The sequence below is a fragment of the Pseudactinotalea sp. Z1739 genome (assembly GCF_049725055.1).
In the GTDB taxonomy this organism is placed as follows: domain Bacteria; phylum Actinomycetota; class Actinomycetes; order Actinomycetales; family Beutenbergiaceae; genus CALKWS01.
In genome coordinates, this window is record NZ_JBMPQA010000001.1 from 169316 (window position 1) to 185902 (window position 16587).

Consider the following 16587-nt stretch of genomic DNA (forward strand, 5'->3'; position numbering starts at 1 on the left):
GGCTCAGGAGTGCGCGGCAGAGCCCAGGCGGGCGGCGATCGCGTCCAGGATTCCGGCCGCCACCTCGGTCTTGGTGCCCCCGGCGCGGCCGATCTCGCCGCCGTCGGAGTCCAGGATGACCACCTCGTTCGGGACATCCCCGAATCCGGCGCCCGCACCCACCCGGTTGACGGCGAGCAAGTCCGCCCCTTTGCGGCGTGCCTTTGCGCGGCCGTGCTCCAGCACCTCGGCGGAATCGGCGCCGGTCTCCGCGGCGAAGCCGACCACGACCTGCCCGGGCGGCCGGGAGGTCACCAGGGCAGCAAGGATGTCCGGATTGGCGACCAACTCGATCGCCGGGGTCTGCCGCCGGTTACCCTCGGCGTCGTGGGTCTTGATCTTGGCCTCGACGGTGCTGGCCGGCCGGAAGTCGGCCACGGCGGCGGCCATGATGACCGCGTGGGCGTTCGCTGCGGCGGTGGTCATCGCCGCCTGGAGCTCCGCGGTGGTCTCCACCTGCTCGATCCGGACCTGCGGTGGCAGGTCCGCCAGCAGGGCGGCCTCGACATTCGCCGCAGCCAGGTGAACGGTGGCACCCCGGTCCGCGGCGAGCCGTGCCAGGGCCAGGCCCTGCCGGCCCGATGACCGGTTTCCCAGGAAGCGGACCGGGTCCAGGGGCTCGCGGGTGCCGCCCGCGCTGATCGCCACGGTGCACCCGGCCAGGGGCGCCGACGGCGCCACGGCCTGTGGATCGGCGGCGCCGGGGGTTTCGTCCCGGTGCACCAGGGCAAGGGCCGCGGCCACGATGTCGGCGGGTTCGGGCAGGCGCCCGGGGCCGGTGTCGGCACCGGTGAGGCGCCCGCTGTCCGGGTCCAGCACATGCGCGCCGTGGCGGCGCAGGGTGGCCACGTTGTCCCGGGTGGCGGGGTGGTGCCACATCTCGGTGTGCATGGCTGGGGCGATCAGCACCGGGCAGTGCACGGTCAGCAAGGTCGCGGTGAGCAGGTCATCGGCACGCCCGGTGGCGGCCCGGGCGAGCAGGTCCGCCGTCGCCGGTGCCACGATCACCAGGTCGGCTTCCCGACCCAGCCGCACGTGGTCGACGGTGTCCGCGCCGTCGAAGACCGATGTCGTCACCGGCTGGTGCGACAGTGCCTCCCAGGTGGGCCTCCCCACGAACGCCAGTGCGGCCTCGGTCGGGATGACCCGCACCTGGTGGCCGGCCTCGGTGAGGAGGCGCAGCGCGAGGACTGCCTTGTACGCGGCGATCCCCCCGGAGACACCGAGGATGATGCGCACGAGGGACTCAGACCTTGTTGGGTTCGACCGTGAGCAGGCCCTCGTTGATCTCCCGCATCGCGATCGAGAGCGGCTTCTCCTGGAGCTCGGTCTCCACCAGCGGACCCACGTACTCCAGCAGCCCCTCGTTGAGCTGGGCGTAGTAGGAGTTGATCTGCCGGGCACGCTTGGCCGCGTAGATGACCAAGGCGTACTTGGAGTCAGCAGCCTCGAGCAGTTCGTCGATGGGTGGGTCGGTGATGCCCTCGGGTGCAGCGACAGTTCCTGGCATGGTGTTCAGTGATCCTCACGCGACGTCGATAGTTGGTCCAACGACCCATCGTACCCGTCGGTCATGAGGGAAACCAACTCATCGGTGGCGCGGGCCACATCGTCGTTGACGATGATGTGGTCGAACTCATCCACCGCGGCCATCTCCACCCTCGCGGTGGCGAGACGGCGCTCGCGCTCCTCGGCGTCCTCGGTGCCCCGTCCGGTGAGACGGCGCACGAGTTCGGCCCAACTGGGCGGGGCGAGGAAGACGAACCGGGCATCGGGCATGCGCATCCGCACCTGGCGGGCACCCTGCAGGTCGATCTCCAGCAGCGCAGGCTCCCCGGCCCGCAGCCGCTCCTGCAGGGGCGCCAGCGGGGTTCCGTAGGAGTTCCGGCCGTGCACCACCGCCCACTCCAGCAACTCCCCCTGCTGTTGCATCTGGGTGAAGCGCTCGGGGCTGACGAAGTGGTAGTGCACGCCCTCGACCTCTCCGGGCCGGGGCGGGCGGGTGGTGACCGAGGTCGAGAGCCAGACGCGGGGATAGCGGCGACGCACATCGGCTGAGATGGTGCCCTTCCCCACCGCGGTAGGGCCGGCCAGGACGGTCAGGCGGGAGTGGGTGGTGGCGGGTAGGTCGTGCTCAGCCAAACTTCTCAACCAGTTTGGCACGTTGGTGCGGACCGAGTCCACGTACCCGGCGGGACTCGGAGATGCCGATCTCACCCATCACCGAGCGTGCGGTCACCTTGCCGACTCCGGGCAGGGACTCCAGCAGGGCGAGGACCTTCAACTTTCCGACGGCGTCGACGCTGCGTCCCTCCTCCAGGATTTCCGAGAGGGTGGCTCCGGAGTACTTCAGGCGGTTCTTCACCTCGGCGCGCGCGGCACGTGCGGCTTTTGCCTTCTCCAGCGCCACGCTTCGTTGTTCGGGTGTCAACGGCGGTAGGGCCACGGTGCTCGACCTCGATTCGACGAATGGGATGAGTTGCAACCTAGCCCACTGCGGGTAGGCAGTTCAATCGAACCGCGCATGCCCGCGGCGGCGGTCGCTGGGTCTGCCGGCATCAGCGACCGGTGACCTCGGCCAGTTCCCCGGCCAGGGCACGAGCAGTCCGGGCCATCGCGGCCGGGTCGGGTCCGGCACCGAGCACACTGCGGGAGGCGGTGGCCAGCACCGCCGGGATCGCGTCTGCGAAGGTGCCGGGCAGTTCGGCGGCGCTGGCGCCCTGGGCGCCCAGCCCCGGGGCGAGCAACGGGCCCCGCACGGCGGCCAGGTCGGTTCCGGTGATCTCCGGAGCGTTCGCCACGGTGGCTCCGACCACGAGTCCGACGCTGCCCAGGGGGGCACCGGCGGCCACCTCGGTGGCGTTGCTGCGAGCGGCGTGGGCGGCGATCGTGGCAGCCACGGTGCGTCCGTCCTCGGCGCGGGCGTGCTGGATGGTCGCACCGGCGGGGTTGGAGGTCAGGGCGAGCACGAACACCCCACGGCCGGTGCGGCCGGCCAGGTCCAGTGCAGGTGCCAGGGAGTCATAGCCCAGGAACGGGGAGAGGGTCACTGCATCGCCGGCCAGATCCGAGTCGTCGCCGAGGAAGGCCTGCGCGTAGGCCGCCATGGTGGAGCCGATGTCACCGCGCTTGGCATCGACGATGCACAGCACCCCGGCCGAGCGAGCCGCCTGCACCACCTCGGCCAGCAGGGCCGGGCCCGCGCTGCCGAGCCGTTCGAAGAAGGCCGCCTGCGGTTTCACGGCGGCCACGTGCGGGCCGACCGCCTCCAGGGCGCGCAGGGAGAACTCACGCACGCCGCTCGTTCCGTTGTCCAGGCCCCAGTGCGCCAGCAGTTGCGGGTGCGGGTCGATCCCCACGCACAGGGGACCGCGCGCGTCCATCGCCGCGGCCAGCCTGCTGCCGAACCCGGTGCTTCCCGGAGCCGGCGCCGCGGCGGAGTCCGCGCTCACGGCCCGACCCGGTCGACTTGGGCGTAGGCCTGCAGGGACCGCACCTCATACGGGCCGCGCCGGCGGGCCTCGATGCCCTGGACGGCGGCGCTGAGTTGCTGGGTGGTGGTGACGATGGCCTTATCCGCCGCGGTGGTCGCGGCACGGATGTCATACCCGTCGGCGCGGGCTCGCCGGGAGCCGGGTGTGTTCACCACCATGTCCACGCCGCCGGCGTTGATCAGGTCCACGATGGTGCCCTCACCGCCCGGGCCCGGGCCGTCGGAGGCCTTGCGCACCACGGTGCACGGGATCCCGTTGCGCAGCAGCACGCTGGCGGTGCCGCTGGTGGCCAGGATCGTGAAGCCGAGTTCGACCAGCCGGCTGACCGGCAGCACCAGGGAGCGCTTGTCCCGGTCCGCCACGGAGACGAACACGGTGCCGCTCTCCGGCAGCCCACCGAAGGCGGCCGACTGGGACTTGGCGAAGGCCAACGGGAAGTCCACGTCGAAGCCCATCACCTCACCGGTGGAGCGCATCTCCGGCCCGAGCACGGTGTCGACCACCCTGCCCTGGGCGGTGCGGAACCGCTTGAACGGTAACACCGCCTCCTTCACCGCGATCGGTGCATGCACACCGGTGGCCGCCGCGTCCTGTTGGGGCAACAGGCCGTCGGCGCGCAACTGCGCGATCGTGGTGCCCGACATCACCAGTGCCGCGGCCTTGGCGAGTGGAACGCCGGTGGCCTTGGACACGAACGGAACGGTCCTGGAGGCACGCGGGTTGGCCTCCAGCACGTAGAGCACGTCCGCGGACAGGGCGAACTGGATGTTCAACAGCCCCCGTACCCCGACCCCGGCCGCGATGGCCTCGGTGGAGGTGCGGATCCGTTGCACCATCGAGTCCGAGAGCGTGATCGGGGGGAGCACGCAGGACGAGTCTCCGGAATGGATCCCGGCCTCCTCGATGTGCTCCATCACCCCGCCCAGGAACAACTCCTCGCCGTCGTAGATGGCGTCGACGTCGACCTCGATGGCCTGGTCCAGGAACCGGTCCACCAGGACCGGGGCCGGCAGCGCGGCGTATTCAGCGTGCTCCCCGTGCACACCGGTGGCGCGGGAGAGGTAGTCCCCGAGCTGCGCCTCGTCGTAGACGATCTCCATGCCGCGTCCCCCCAGCACGTAGGAGGGCCGCACCAGCACCGGGTAGCCGATCCGGTCGGCCACCTCCCTGGCCTGGTTGAGGGAGATCGCGGTCCCGAACGCGGGCGCGGGCAGGCCGGCCGAGACCAACACCTGGCCGAACTGGCCGCGGTCCTCGGCGGCGTCGATCGCAGCCGGAGGGGTGCCCCAGATCGGTAGGCCGGCGGCCTCCAGGTCCGCCGCCAACGACAACGGGGTCTGCCCACCGAGTTGGACGATCACCCCGGCAACCTCGCCCACCGCGCACTCGGCGCGATAGACCTCCAGCACGTCCTCGAGAGTGAGGGGCTCGAAGTAGAGCCGGTCCGCGGTGTCGTAGTCGGTGGAGACGGTCTCGGGGTTGCAGTTGATCATCACCGTCTCGTACTGCTCTTGCAGCGCGAGTGCGGCGTGCACGCAGGAGTAGTCGAACTCGATCCCCTGCCCGATCCGGTTCGGTCCCGATCCCAGGATCAGCACGGCGGGACGGTCCCGCGGGACCACCTCGGTCTCGGACTCGTAGGTCGAGTAGTGGTAGGGAGTGCGCGCCGCGAACTCCGCCGCACAGGTGTCCACCGTCTTGTACACCGGGTGCAGGTCGAAGGCGTTGCGCAACTCCCGCACCGTCGCGGCACTCAGGCCGCGGATCGCGCCGATCTGGACGTCGGAGAACCCGTGCCGTTTGGCTCGGGCGAGCACGTCACGGTCCAGGCGCTGGGACCCGGCGAGCTCCTCGGCCACCTCCTGCAGCAGGACCAGCTGGTCCAGGAACCACGGGTCGATCGCGGTAGCCTCGACGATCGCTTCCACGGTGGCGCCTCCGCGCAGCGCCTGCTGCACCTGCATCAGGCGGTCCGGGGTCGGGGTGGACATCGCCTCGAGCAACTCGGCCGTGGCGTCCGCCTCCGGTGCGGGACCGGAGTAGTCGAAGGCGATCTCCGGGGCATCGATCGAACGCAACCCCTTCTGCAGGGCCTCGGTGAAGTTGCGTCCCAGCGCCATCGCCTCCCCCACCGACTTCATGGTGGTGGTCAGCAGCGGGTCGGCGGCGGGGAACTTCTCGAAGGCGAACCGGGGCACCTTGACAGCCACGTAGTCCAGCGTGGGTTCGAACGCCGCGGTCGTGCTCGGGGGTCTGCCTTCCCGTGCCGACCCCGGCGGCAGCGCTCCTCCGGGTGAGGTGATGTCGTTCGGGATCTCGTCCAGGGTGTACCCGGTGGCCAGTTTCGCGGCGATCTTGGCGATCGGGAAACCGGTGGCCTTGGAGGCCAGCGCGGAGGAGCGCGACACCCGCGGGTTCATCTCGATCACCACGACCCGGCCGGTGCGCGGGTGCACGGCGAACTGGATGTTGCAGCCGCCGGTGTCCACACCGACCTCGCGGATCACCGCGATGCCCACGTCCCGCAGTTTCTGGTACTCCCGGTCGGTCAGCGTCATCGCCGGCGCCACGGTCACCGAGTCACCGGTGTGCACCCCCACCGGGTCGACGTTCTCGATCGAGCAGACCACGACCACGTTGTCCGCGGAGTCGCGCATCAGTTCGAGCTCGTATTCCTTCCACCCCAGGATCGACTCCTCCAGGAGCACCTCAGTGGTGGGCGAGTAGTGCAGGCCCGTGCCGGCGATCTGGCGCAACTGCTCCTCGTCGAAGGCGATGCCCGAGCCGAGCCCGCCCATCGTGAAGGAGGGGCGCACGACGACCGGGTAGCCCAGGTCCTCAACCGCCGCGACAGCCTCCTCCAGGGTGTGCACGATGGTGGACCTGGCGCTCTCGGCACCACAGCGCGCCACCACCTCCTTGAACGCCTCCCGGTCCTCGGCCAGGTGGATCGAGGCGGTATTGACCCCGATCATCTCCACGCCGTACTCCGCCAGCACCCCGGCCTCGTCCAGGGCGATCGCGGTGTTGAGCGCGGTCTGTCCGCCCAGTGTGGGCAGTACCGCGTCCGGCCGCTCCTTGGCGATGATGGAGGCGACCACCTCGGGGGTGATCGGTTCGACGTAGGTCGCGTCGGCGAACTCGGGATCGGTCATGATCGTGGCCGGGTTGGAGTTGACCAGGATCACGCGCAGGCCCTCCTCGCGCAGTACCCGGCAGGCCTGGGTCCCGGAGTAGTCGAATTCGGCGGCCTGGCCGATCACGATCGGCCCGGAGCCGATCACCAGCACGCTGGAGATGTCGGTGCGACGGGGCATCAGGTGTCCTCACCGGCGGACATGGCCGCCGTCTCGGGGGCGATCATCGCCACGAACCGGTCGAACAGGTAGGCCGCCTCGTGCGGTCCGGCGGCGGCCTCGGGGTGGTACTGCACGGAGAAGGCGGGAATGTCCAGGCACTGCAGGCCCTCGACCACACCGTCGGTCAGGGAGACGTGCGAGACCCGGACCCGGCCGTAGCGGCCGCCGTCATACGGGGAGTCCGAGGGCTCACCCACCGGAACGTCGACGGCGAAGCCGTGATTATGGGTGGTGATCTCCACCTTCCCGGTCAGGACATCCCGGACCGGTTGGTTCAGTCCACGGTGCCCGTAGTCGAGCTTGAAGGTGTCATAGCCCAGGGCGCGGCCCAGCAACTGGTTGCCGAAGCAGATGCCGAAGAAGCCGATGCCGGCCTCCAGCACACCGCGGAGCAGGTCCACCTGCGCGTCGGCAGCGGCAGGGTCACCGGGACCGTTGGAGAAGAACACCCCGTCCGGGCGGTGCTCCAGGATCTCGTCGAGGGTGGTGGACGCGGGCACCACGTGCACCCGCAGCCCCCGCTCGGTCAGTCGCTGCGCCGTCATCGCCTTGATGCCCAGGTCCACCGCGACCACGGTGCCGCGCACCGGGGTTCCTTCGGGTGGTTCCACGGTATAGGCCCGGGAGGTGCTGACCTCCTCGGACAGGCTCTGCCCGGCCATCGGCCGGATGGCCCGGACCCGCTCGACGAGCGCGGCCACACCCTGGGCCCCGGGGACGGTGGGCAGGTCGGGCCCGGAGAAGATACCGGCGCGCATCACGCCGAGTTCGCGCAGGTGCCGGGTCATGGCCCGGGTGTCGATCTCGGCAATGGCCACCACACCCTGCTCGCGCAGTTCATCCTCGAGTTCGGCGTCGGCCCGCCAGCTGGAGGCCCGCGGGGCCGGGTCGCGCACCACGAATCCGCTCACCCAGATCCGCTGGGACTCCGGGTCCTCGCTGTTCATGCCCGTGTTGCCCACGTGCGGGGCGGTCATCATCACGATCTGACGGTGGTACGAGGGGTCGGTGAGCGTCTCCTGGTAGCCCGTCATCCCGGTGGCGAACACGATCTCTCCCAGGGCGATGCCCCGGGCTCCGTAAGCCCGCCCGCGGGCGAGGGTGCCGTCCTCCAGCACCAGGAGTGCCTCGCGCTCGCCGTAGGCCGGGTCGATCGGGTTGCTCATGAGGTCCTCCGGTCATCCTGCGGCTGCCCGTCCAGGACGGTGGGCCGTCCGCGGAAGAACGTGGCCACCACCGCCGCGGGAAGGGTCTGTCCCGCATAGGGGCTGTTCGGGCTGGCGGTGGCCTGGGTCAGCGGGTCCACCACGGTGCGTGCGCCCGGGTCGATCAGGGTCAGGTTCGCCGGAGCGCCGGCCACCAGATCCTGGCCCTGCCCGGTGACCCCGCCGATCCGCGCCGGGGCGCTGGAGAGTACCCGGGCGATATCGGACCAACCGAAATCGTGCTCGCCGGAGGTGATCATCGCCTCGACCACCACGCTCACGGCCGTTTCCAGGCCGGTCATCCCGAAGGCGGCCGCGGCGAACTCGCAGTCCTTGTCCTCCACCGTGTGCGGCGCGTGGTCGGTCGCGACGATGTCGATGGTGCCGTCCGCCAGGCCCGCGCGCACCGCGGCGACGTCCTCGGCCGTCCGGAGCGGCGGGTTCACCTTGTACGCAGGGTCGTAGTCGGTGAGCAGGTCATCGGTGAGCAGCAGGTGGTGCGGAGTGACCTCGGCGCTCACCGCGATGCCGCGGGCCTTGGCCCAGCGCACGATATCGACCGACCCGGCCGTGGACAGATGGCAGATGTGCACCCGCGAGCCGACATGCTCGGCGAGCAGCACGTCGCGGGCGATGATCGCCTCCTCGGCGACAGCCGGCCAGCCGGTCAGGCCCAGCCGGGACGAGACCCGCCCCTCGTGCATCACCGCGTCCTGGGTGAGCCGGGGCTCCTGGGCGTGCTGAGCGATCACGCCGTCGAAGGCTTTGACGTACTCCAGTGCCCGGCGCATCAGCACCGGGTCGGACACACACTTTCCGTCGTCGGAGAAGACCCGCACCGCAGCCGCCGAGTCGGCCATCGCGCCGAGTTCGGCCAGTTGTGTCCCGGCCAGACCGACCGTGACCGCGCCCACCGGACGTACCTGCGCCCAGCCGGCCGCATCGCCCAGGTGCAGCACCTGCTCGACCACGCCGGCGGTATCGGCCACGGGATCGGTGTTGGCCATCGCGTGCACGCAGGTGAAGCCTCCGGCCGCGGCGGCCCTGGTCCCGGAGGCCACCGTCTCGGCGTCCTCCCGGCCCGGCTCCCGAAGGTGGGTGTGCAGGTCCACCAGCCCGGGCAGGGCGATCAGGCCATGAGCGTCGACGACCTGCGTGCTGCCGTCGGCGGCCGTTCCGGCCTCGGCGCCGACGGCGGCGATGGCACCCTCGGTCAGGAACAGATCCGTGGGCTCACCCCCCAAGAGCGCGGCACCACGCACCAGGTAATTGTTCGGCATCGACTCAGGACTCCTCTAGCGAGACTTCGGTTCGGACGGACGGATCGGCGCCGGCGAGCAGCAGGTAGAGCACTGCCATCCGCACCGCGACACCGCCGGTGACCTGTTCCACGATCGTCGAACGCGGTGAGTCCGCGGCCGCGGCGCTGATCTCCAGGCCCCTGTTCATCGGTCCGGGGTGCATGATGATCGCGTGCTCGGGCAGGGCGTTCACCCGGGTGGCGTCCAGGCCGTAACGCCGTGCGTACTCCATCGGAGAAGGGAAGAAGCCTCCCCCCGCGCTGGACATCCGCTCCCGCTGCACGCGCAGCGTCATGATCGCATCGGGTTCGAAGTCCGCGATCGCGGCGTCCAGGTCGAACGTGACCTGGCAGGGCCAGGCCCGCACCCCCACCGGGAGCAGCGTGGGCGGCGCCACGAGCAGCACCTGCGCCCCCAGGGTGTGCAGCAGGTCCACGTTGGACCGCGCCACCCGGGAGTGCAGCACATCCCCCACGATCACCACCCGTCGCCCGGCCAGGTCCGCCCCGCGCGGCTGCCCGCCGAGCAGGCGCCGGCGCATCGTGAAAGCGTCGAGCAGGGCCTGCGTGGGATGCTGGTGCGCGCCGTCGCCGGCGTTGAGCACCGGGGCGTCGATCCACCCCGCGCGCGCGAGCCGGTGCGGAGCGCCGGAGGCACCGTGCCGGATCACCACCGCGTCGGCACCCATGGCCTGCAGTGTCATCGCGGTGTCCTTGAGCGACTCGCCCTTGGACACCGAGGATCCCTTGGCTGAGAAGTTGATCACGTCAGCGGACAGCCGTTTCGCAGCCGCCTCGAAGGAGATCCGGGTCCGGGTGGAGTCCTCGAAGAACAGGTTCACCACGGTCAGGCCACGTAGCGCCGGCAACTTCTTGATCTGGCGCGACTGGGTCTGGGCCATCGTCTCGGCGGTATCGAGGATCCCGATCGCCTCGGCCCGGGACAGGTCGGCGGTGGAGAGCAGATGCCTCATGCCAGTACCACCGCGTCCCGCCCGTCCAGTTCCTCCAGGTGCACGCTCACCCGCTCTGCGCGTGAGGTCGGCAGGTTCTTGCCGATGTAGTCGGCTCGGATGGGCAGCTCCCGGTGTCCGCGGTCCACCAGGACCGCCAGTTGGACCGCACGCGGACGGCCCAGGTCAGAGATCGCGTCCAGGGCCGCGCGTACGGTACGGCCGGAGTAGAGCACGTCGTCGACCAGCACGACGACGACGTCGTCGATACCCCGTGCCGGCAGGTGGGTGGGGGTCAGCGCCCGGGTCGGGTTGATGCGCAGATCGTCACGGTGCATCGTGATGTCCACCGCACCGACCAACTGCTCGGTGTTCCCGGCCGGGCCGAGGTCGGGTTCGGCCTCCACGATGCGGCGGCCCAGTCGCTGCGCCAGTGGGACACCTCTGGTGGGGATGCCCAGCAGCACCACGTCCGCTGCGCCCTTGTTGCGTTCCAGGATCTCGTGCGCGATCCGGGTCAGTGCCCGGGAGATATCGCCGGGACCGAGAACCTCGGTCCCTGGGCTGCCAGAGTTCATCCGGCGTGCCTCCTTCCCCGCCTCACGGGACGGGCTTAAAGGATCAGTGCCGAGGAACACCCTACCGCCTCGCCGGAGGCGATCACGCCGCCCGGGAAGTGTCCGGACCTCGACCCGTCTCAATCCAGCAGGCTGGAACCCATCTGCGCGATCCGTCCGAGCAACCCGTTGACGAACGCCGGTGACTCATCGGTGGACAGCGACTTGGCCAGCCGCACCGCCTCATCGATCGCGACCGCGTCGGGGACCTCCTCGTGATAGAGGATCTCCCAGCTCGCCAGCCGCAGCACGGCCCGGTCCACGGCCGGCATCCGGGACAGGGTCCAGCCCTGGGAGAAGGTGCTCAGCGCCTCATCGATGCGGTCCACGTGCTCAGCGACGCCTTCGACGATCTGCACCGAGTACTCCGGCAGCGAGGTCTGCGTACCCGGGTGGGCGATTCGGTCCGCCAGGACCTGGATCATCACCGCCCGCACGTCGCCAACCGGGGGTGCGCCCTCTCCGCCTCCCTCGCCGGCGGAACTGCGGATGCGCTGATCGGCCTCGTAGAGCACGTCGAGGGCCCGTTTGCGGGCCTTGCTGCGGGCGCTCACCTCAGCCGCTCACGCGACCGAGGTACTCCCCGCTCCGGGTGTCCACCTTCACCGTGGTGTCGGCGTTTACGAACAGCGGTACCTGGATCTCGTATCCGGTCTGCAGCGTGGCCGGCTTGGTCCCGGCGGAGGAACGGTCGCCCTGCAGGCCGGGCTCGGTATAGGTGATGGTCAGGTTCACCGACGGCGGGAGCTCCACGTACAGCGGGGTCCCGTCGTGCATCGCCACGATGACCTCCTGGCCCTCGACCATGAAGTTCGCGGCATCGCCCACGATCGAGGCCGATACCGGGAACTGCTCGTAGTCACTGGTGTCCATGAAGACGTAGTCCTCGCCGTCGGCGTACAGGTACTGCATGTCCCGCTTGTCGACGTTGGCGGTCTCCACCTTCACACCGGCATTGAAGGTCTTGGAGACCGTCTTGCCGGAGAGCACGCCCTTGATCTTGGTACGCACGAAGGCCGGTCCCTTTCCGGGCTTGACGTGCTGGAACTCGACCACGGACCACAACTGTCCGTCGATCTTGAGCACCATGCCGTTCTTCAGGTCGTTCGTCGTGGCCACACGTGGTCCTTCGTCGTGGAGGGGAAAGGGCGCCTCAGCCTAACGCGTCCAGGCCCCACAGTGCGCCCAGGCCCACCGCGGCCGCCCAGAGTCCTGAGGCGAGGGTGCCGATGATGAAGCGTTCGGAGACCCCCGTGGCGGTGTTGAGTTCGGGGAAGCGGCCCAGCCCCTTGACCGCGACGACCACGGCGATCGCGGCCGGGTACCCGGCCAGAATGGCTCCGGTGATCGCCAGTCGCTCCAAGATGCCGATCCAGGTGCCCCCGCGCAGCACCTCTTCCGGGCGCATCATCGGTGCACGGCAAGCCCCGGGGTGCGCAGCACCGGCCGCGGCAGGAGGGCCATCGTCGGCAGGGACCTCGGCTTCCCCGTCGACGCGTTCTGCCCGATCGACGCGTTCGGCTCGTCGAAGCACCCAGACCGTCACCGGGTAACCCACCCCGGCCGACAAACACAGTGCCGCCAGCACCACCAGTACGGTGAACAGCACCGTCATCGCCCCTCCCCGTGGGCGTCGGCGGACCGGTCCAGTCCGGCCAGCAGGCGTGCGGCGAGTGGGTGCACCGCCTGCTCCTCGCTCCACAGCGCCACCCGCAGCCGCTGCCCGACCGCCTGCGGGGTGATGCCCAGTTCGGTCGCAACCGCCCGCTGACTCCCGGCGCCGTCGCGCAGGAGGTCGGCCACCTCCCATCCGGCGTCGCTGCGCCTGCGCACCACTGCTGCGAGAAGCTGCACGAGCGCCTCGGCCTCATCGGCGGCCCCCTCATCGACGCCGTCGGCCACCACCGCAAGCGGTACGGTGACCGCCTTGCTGCTGGCCCGCTCCACCGCGGTGCGGGCGCACACGAACGCCGCGCCGGAGGAGGATCGGGCCTCCTCGGCCAGGTCCACCGCACCGATACCGATGCCCACCGCCCAATCCTGGGCCCGGGTCAGCTCCAGCGCGGAAGCCAGCACCACCGGCGCGGAGTCGAACACCGCCTGGATCTCATCGCCCACCGTCCGCTGGAACGGCAGCACCACGTCCTGGGCCGGGATCGCCCGGGCCATCCGCCGCAGAATCTGCTCGACCTTGTCACCGGTCCTGCTGGAGGCGTCCTGGTCAGCCGTGATGACAAACATGTGAACAGGCTAGAGGCTTGATTCGATCAAATCAAGGTTTTGTCCTTTATCGCCCAACGCATGCAGGGCAAGCCGGTAGGAGTGCGCCCCGAACCCGGCTACGGTGCCCGAGGCCACACCGGCGATGACGCTGGTGTGTCGGAAGACCTCCCGGCTCGCCGGGTTGGACAGGTGCACCTCGATCAACCGCCCGCCGGCGTCGGTGACCTGTTTGGCCGCGTCGCGCAGCGCATAGGAGTAGTGCGTGAAGGCGGCCGGGTTGATGACCACGTCGGTGCCGTCATCGGCTGCGGTGTGCAGCAACCGCACCAGTTCGGCCTCGTCATCGCTCTGGTGCCACTGCACGCTCAGGCCCAGGTCCGCGGCCCACCCGGTCACGGCGGAACGGAGACGCTCGGCGTCCCAGCGCCCGTAGATCTCGGGCTCCCGGGCGCCCAGCCGGGACAGGTTGGGTCCGTTCAGGACCAGCACGGTAGCCACCCTCGAATCCTAGGGCGCCACAGCCCCGGAGGTGCTGACCGACTCGAATGCGGCCACGAGTTCCTCCTCGTCCGGGCCCTGCAGCCGTACCGGGGCACCGATGCCCTCCAGGATCACGAACCGCAGCACACCGCCCCGGGCCTTCTTGTCGCGGCGCATCGCCTCGGCCAGCCGTGTCCAGGGCGCCCCGTCGTAGTGGATCGGAAGCCCGAGACTCGTCAGGACCCGACGGTGCCGCTCCAGCACGTCCGCACCAAGATGGCCGGTGCGCCAGGCCAGTTCGGCCGCGAAGACCATCCCCACCGCGACCGCGTCGCCGTGGCGCCACCGGTATGACTCGGCGTTCTCGATCGCGTGGGCCAGGGTGTGCCCGTAGTTGAGGATCTCGCGTTGGTCGGCCTCGCGCAGATCGGCGCTGACCACCCGGGCCTTCACCGTGATCGCCCGGTGCACCAGCTCGGTCAGGACCGCACCGGCCGGGTCCAGTGCCGCAGCGGGGTCGGACTCGATCAATTCCAGGATCGCCGGGTCGGCGATGAATCCGCACTTGACCACCTCGGCCATCCCGGCACGCAGGTCCGCCTCGGGCAGGGTGCCCAGCAGGGCGGTGTCGCACAACACCGCCAGCGGTGAGTGAAAGGCGCCCACCAGGTTCTTCCCGGCCGCGGTATTGATCCCGGTCTTGCCTCCCACCGCAGCGTCCACCATCCCCAGCAACGTGCTGGGCAGGTGCACCACCCCCACGCCCCGCAACCAGGACGCGGCGATGAACCCGGCCACATCGGTGACCGCACCCCCACCCAGGCCGACGACGACGTCGGTGCGGGTGAACGCGTGCTCGCCGAGCAGGTCCCACGCCCGGGCGATCACCGGTAGTTCCTTGGCGGCCTCGCCGTCCGGCAGTTCCATCGACACCACGCTGCGACCGGTGGCCCGCACCTGGTCGGCCAGGTCGGCGGCGGCGCCGCCCAGTGCCCGGGCGTGCACCAGCAGCACCTGGGCGGCTGCGCCGGGCAGGTGCCCGGGCAGCGCGGTGCGCAACCCGGTTCCCACCTGCACCGGGTAGCGGTGCTCGGCATCGACCCAGACGGTGTTCATCGGTGCTCCAGCACCGCCAGGATCGCATCGCGGGACTGGGTGGGGCTCAACCCTGCGGTGGAGACCTCCGCGTCGGCCACCTCCAGGTAGAGCGGGCGCCGGGCCTGCATCAACTCCTGCCACTGGCGGCGCGGGCTGCCCACGAGGAGCGGGCGGGCGGTGTTCAGCCCGACCCGTTTGGCCGCATCGGCCAGGCCCACGGACAGGAAGACCACCGTATGCGCAGCCAGATCGGCGCGGGTGCGTTCGTCGAGGATCGCGCCACCGCCCAGGGCCAGCACGCCCTCGTGGGTGGCCAACGCCTCCTGGACCGCGCGGCGTTCCATCTCCCGGAAGGTCTCCTCGCCATCGACGATGAAGATGTCGGAGATGGTCCGCCCGGAGGTCTGTTCCACGATGGCGTCGGTGTCGGCGAACGGAACCTCGAGCACCTCGGCGACCATGCGTCCGATGGTGGACTTTCCCGCGCCCGGCGGGCCGACCAGCACCGCGGCGGTCATCGCAGGTGCTCCGGGATCGTCTGCAGGTAATGCTCGAGGTTGCGGCGGATCTCGGGGAGGGAATCGCCGCCGAACTTCTCCGTCAGCGCCTCGGCCAGCACCAGCGCCACCATCGCCTCGGCGATCACCGCCGCGGGCGCAGCGGCGCAGACGTCGCTGCGCTGGTGGATGGCCTTGGCCGCCTCGCTGCTGGTGGTGTCGATGGTGTCCAGCGGGCGAGGCACGGTGGAGATCGGCTTCAGCGCCCCACGCACCCGCAGCACCTCCCCGTTGCTCATCCCGCCCTCGATGCCGCCGGCTCTGTTGGTGCGCCGCCGAACGCGGCCACCGACCCGCTCGATCTCGTCGTGGGCCGCGGAGCCACGCCGTCGCGCGGTGGCGAAACCGTCACCGATCTCCACGCCCTTGAACGCCTGGATGCCCATCAGCGCGCCCGCGAGGCGGGCGTCGAGCTTGCGGTCCCCGTGCACGTAGGAGCCCAGCCCGGGCGGCAGTCCGTAGGCCAGTACCTCCACCACTCCCCCGAGGGTGTCCCCGTCCTTCTTCGCGGCGTCGATCTCGGCCACCATCCTCGCCGAGGTCTCCGGGTCGAAGCACCGGATCGGATCGGCGTCCAGCGCCGGCACGTCCGCCGGGGTGGGGCGCGCGGCGTCGTCCGGCAGTTCCACCTCACCCACGGCCACCACCTGGGAGACCAGTTCGATCCCCGCGCTCTGCCGCAGCAGGGCTTCGGCCACGGTGGCGAGGGCAACCCGGGTGGCGGTCTCACGCGCTGAGGCCCGCTCGAGCACCGGCCGGGCCTCGTCGAAGCCGTACTTGATCATCCCGGTCAGGTCGGCGTGGCCGGGCCGGGGCCTGGTCAGCGGCCTGTTGCGGGCCACCTCGCGGGCGTCACCGGTCCCGGCGTCCACCTGCAGCAGCGCCGGATCGACAGGGTCGGCCGCCATCACGTGCTCCCACTTGGGCCACTCGCTGTTACCGATCTCGATCGCCACCGGTCCACCCTGGGTCCGGCCATGGCGCACCCCACCGAGCAGTCGCACCGCATCGGCCTCGAACGACATGCGCGCGCCCCGGCCGTACCCCAGCCGGCGCCGGGCCAGGCGGTCCTGGATCTGCGCGGTAGTCAGTTCCACCCCTGCCGGGATTCCCTCGATCACCCCGACGAGCGCCGGTCCGTGGGACTCGCCTGCGGTCAACCATCTGAGCATCCGTCCATCCTCCCACGCCGGGTCCGGCCCGATCACCCGCCGTCCGCGCTGTGGACCAGGCCGGTGCCGGCTCCCCGACGGCACGGCGGA

18 protein-coding genes are annotated in these 16587 nt (G+C 70.5%); all 18 read right to left on the bottom strand.

Going from position 1 to position 16587, the window contains the following annotated elements; translation table 11 throughout:
• Positions 1-3 precede the first annotated feature (3 nt).
• On the bottom strand, positions 4-1278 hold the full coding sequence (coaBC, locus tag ACO0LV_RS00825) for a bifunctional phosphopantothenoylcysteine decarboxylase/phosphopantothenate--cysteine ligase CoaBC (protein WP_424785961.1): 1275 nt from the start codon (positions 1276-1278) through the stop codon (positions 4-6).
• Positions 1279-1285: 7 nt separating this feature from the next.
• Positions 1286-1549, bottom strand: coding sequence for a DNA-directed RNA polymerase subunit omega (gene rpoZ, locus ACO0LV_RS00830; RefSeq protein ID WP_424785962.1), 264 nt, complete (start codon positions 1547-1549; stop codon positions 1286-1288).
• A 5-nt stretch (positions 1550-1554) separates the two neighbouring features.
• Complete coding sequence (gmk, locus tag ACO0LV_RS00835; protein WP_424785963.1) at positions 1555-2181, bottom strand: guanylate kinase; 627 nt, start codon at positions 2179-2181, stop codon at positions 1555-1557.
• The gene (gene mihF / locus ACO0LV_RS00840; RefSeq protein ID WP_424785964.1) at positions 2174-2485 is read right to left on the bottom strand and encodes an integration host factor, actinobacterial type; all 312 of its coding nucleotides are present in this window, start codon (positions 2483-2485) and stop codon (positions 2174-2176) included. Before mihF ends, gmk begins: the two co-directional genes overlap by 8 nt.
• 112 nt (positions 2486-2597) lie before the next feature.
• Positions 2598-3491 carry an orotidine-5'-phosphate decarboxylase gene (pyrF, locus tag ACO0LV_RS00845; protein WP_424785965.1) on the bottom strand — a complete coding sequence of 298 codons (894 nt, stop codon included), beginning with the start codon at positions 3489-3491 and terminating at the stop codon, positions 2598-2600.
• Complete coding sequence (gene carB, locus ACO0LV_RS00850) at positions 3488-6850, bottom strand: carbamoyl-phosphate synthase large subunit (protein ID WP_424785966.1); 3363 nt, start codon at positions 6848-6850, stop codon at positions 3488-3490. The genes pyrF and carB overlap by 4 nt, the downstream gene beginning before the upstream one ends.
• Positions 6850-8058, bottom strand: a complete 1209-nt coding sequence (gene carA, locus ACO0LV_RS00855) for a glutamine-hydrolyzing carbamoyl-phosphate synthase small subunit (protein WP_424785967.1) — start codon at positions 8056-8058, stop codon at positions 6850-6852. The genes carB and carA overlap by 1 nt, the downstream gene beginning before the upstream one ends.
• The gene (locus ACO0LV_RS00860) at positions 8055-9377 is read right to left on the bottom strand and encodes a dihydroorotase (protein ID WP_424785968.1); all 1323 of its coding nucleotides are present in this window, start codon (positions 9375-9377) and stop codon (positions 8055-8057) included. The genes carA and ACO0LV_RS00860 overlap by 4 nt, the downstream gene beginning before the upstream one ends.
• Positions 9378-9381: 4 nt before the next feature.
• On the bottom strand, positions 9382-10371 hold the full coding sequence (locus ACO0LV_RS00865; RefSeq protein ID WP_424785969.1) for an aspartate carbamoyltransferase catalytic subunit: 990 nt from the start codon (positions 10369-10371) through the stop codon (positions 9382-9384).
• The gene (gene pyrR / locus ACO0LV_RS00870; RefSeq protein ID WP_424785970.1) at positions 10368-10928 is read right to left on the bottom strand and encodes a bifunctional pyr operon transcriptional regulator/uracil phosphoribosyltransferase PyrR; all 561 of its coding nucleotides are present in this window, start codon (positions 10926-10928) and stop codon (positions 10368-10370) included. The genes ACO0LV_RS00865 and pyrR overlap by 4 nt, the downstream gene beginning before the upstream one ends.
• Positions 10929-11047: 119 nt before the next feature.
• Positions 11048-11521 (bottom strand): transcription antitermination factor NusB, encoded by a 474-nt coding sequence (gene nusB / locus ACO0LV_RS00875; protein ID WP_424785971.1) that lies wholly within the window; start codon positions 11519-11521, stop codon positions 11048-11050.
• A 1-nt stretch (position 11522) separates the two neighbouring features.
• Positions 11523-12086: an elongation factor P gene (gene efp, locus ACO0LV_RS00880; protein ID WP_424785972.1), complete on the bottom strand. Its 564-nt coding sequence runs from the start codon at positions 12084-12086 to the stop codon at positions 11523-11525.
• 34 nt (positions 12087-12120) lie between these two features.
• A complete protein-coding gene (locus ACO0LV_RS00885; protein WP_424785973.1) occupies positions 12121-12582 on the bottom strand; it encodes a hypothetical protein in 462 nt (153 codons plus the stop codon).
• Positions 12579-13208 carry a hypothetical protein gene (locus ACO0LV_RS00890; protein ID WP_424785974.1) on the bottom strand — a complete coding sequence of 210 codons (630 nt, stop codon included), beginning with the start codon at positions 13206-13208 and terminating at the stop codon, positions 12579-12581. The genes ACO0LV_RS00885 and ACO0LV_RS00890 overlap by 4 nt, the downstream gene beginning before the upstream one ends.
• Positions 13209-13217: 9 nt before the next feature.
• Positions 13218-13688: a type II 3-dehydroquinate dehydratase gene (locus tag ACO0LV_RS00895; protein WP_424785975.1), complete on the bottom strand. Its 471-nt coding sequence runs from the start codon at positions 13686-13688 to the stop codon at positions 13218-13220.
• A 9-nt stretch (positions 13689-13697) separates the two neighbouring features.
• Complete coding sequence (gene aroB, locus ACO0LV_RS00900; RefSeq protein WP_424785976.1) at positions 13698-14786, bottom strand: 3-dehydroquinate synthase; 1089 nt, start codon at positions 14784-14786, stop codon at positions 13698-13700.
• Entirely contained in the window at positions 14783-15286 is a 504-nt protein-coding gene (locus tag ACO0LV_RS00905; RefSeq protein WP_424785977.1) for a shikimate kinase, read from the bottom strand. The genes aroB and ACO0LV_RS00905 overlap by 4 nt, the downstream gene beginning before the upstream one ends.
• Entirely contained in the window at positions 15283-16497 is a 1215-nt protein-coding gene (gene aroC, locus ACO0LV_RS00910) for a chorismate synthase (protein ID WP_424785978.1), read from the bottom strand. Before aroC ends, ACO0LV_RS00905 begins: the two co-directional genes overlap by 4 nt.
• Positions 16498-16587: the final 90 nt, after the last annotated feature.